The 1247-nt window shown below is 70.5% G+C and carries 2 protein-coding genes; both read right to left on the bottom strand.

Features of this window, described 5'->3' with window-relative positions; genetic code table 11:
* The coding region (locus ACTS11_RS21465) for a TIGR03885 family FMN-dependent LLM class oxidoreductase (protein ID WP_442642310.1) at window positions 1-840 on the bottom strand (840 nt) is incomplete at its 3' end.
* A gap of 124 nt (window positions 841-964) precedes the next feature.
* On the bottom strand, window positions 965-1247 hold a 283-nt coding region (locus ACTS11_RS21460; protein WP_442642309.1), incomplete at its 5' end, for a DUF3459 domain-containing protein.

The following is a 1247-nucleotide window of genomic DNA, read 5'->3' as shown; positions in this document are numbered from 1 at the left end:
GACGAAGCGCTCGGGGTCGGAGGAGACGAGGACGCTGCCGTGCATGTCCTCTCGGCGCACGAAGCGCGAGGCCTCGTCGAAATGGGCGGGCAGCTCCAGATCCCAGCAGACCGGCGGCGCGAAGACGTTGCTGCGCCACTGGTCGTGCGCGATGTCGAGGGCCGTCTCCTCGTCGTCGGCATAGGCCACATGGACCTGGAGGTAAAGCGGCTTGCCCGCGCCGCCGTTCTCGCGGAAGGCCGCGATCATGCGCGCGAGATGCTCCTGGCTCTGGTTCACGGTGATGAGCCCGTCGGCCCAGCCTCCGACCCTCCGGGCCGTCTCAACGCTTACGGCGGCGCCGATCATCGGCGGCGGCGTCTCGGGCAGGGTCCAGAGCTTCGCGCGGTCCACGGTGACGAGGCCGGAATGGCTGACCGTCTCGCCCGCGAAGAGCGCGCGCATGATCGCGACGCATTCCTCGAGGCGGGCGGTCCGGATCGACTTTTCCGGCCAGGGGTCGCCGGTGATGTGCTCGTTCGACGCCTCGCCCGTGCCGAGCGCCATCCAGAACCGCCCCGGGTTCATGGCCGAGAGCGTCGCCGCCGCCTGGGCGATGATCGCGGGGTGGTAGCGCTGGCCGGGCGCGTTCACCACGCCGAACGGAAGCGAAGTGGCCTCGAGCGCCGCCCCGAGCCAGGACCAGGCGAAGCCGGATTCGCCCTGGCGCGCGCTCCACGGCGAGAAGTGGTCCGAGGACATCGCGGCCTCGAACCCGGCCGCCTCGGCGCGCTGCACATCCTCGAGCAGCGCCCTCGGGCCGATCTGCTCGTGAGATGCGTGGAATCCGATGATCGCCATGGCCCGCCCCCGTTGTCTGTCGGACCGAAGGTCCGCCCCCGTTGACTGTCGGACCGAAGGTCCGCCCCCGTCGTCTGTCGGACGCGAACGCACGGAAGCGGACGTTGGTTGCACGGGCGGCGTCTCAGTCAGTCCGTCCGGTCCCGAGGATCGCGAAGGACTCCCAGGGCGCGAGCGTCAGGATCGACCGCGACAGGTCGGGCCGACCGCGGGTCGCGACGAGAATTTCGCCGTCCTGTGCGAGCCAGTCCCGCATGTCCTTCTCCACCGGCGCGTCGCCCATGTTGGCGACGACCGTGAGGACCGTGCCGTCGAGCGCGCGGCTGTAGGCGAAGATGGCCGGGTGATCCTCGAGATGCGGCATGTAGCTGCCGTGCCGGATCAGCGGCATCTCGCGGCGCAGGGCG

The sequence above is a fragment of the Roseicyclus sp. genome (assembly GCF_052168335.1).
Taxonomy (GTDB): Bacteria; Pseudomonadota; Alphaproteobacteria; order Rhodobacterales; family Rhodobacteraceae; genus Roseibacterium.
Note: the sequence above shows the minus strand (reverse complement) of the source record. Positions and strands in the feature narration are given on the sequence as shown.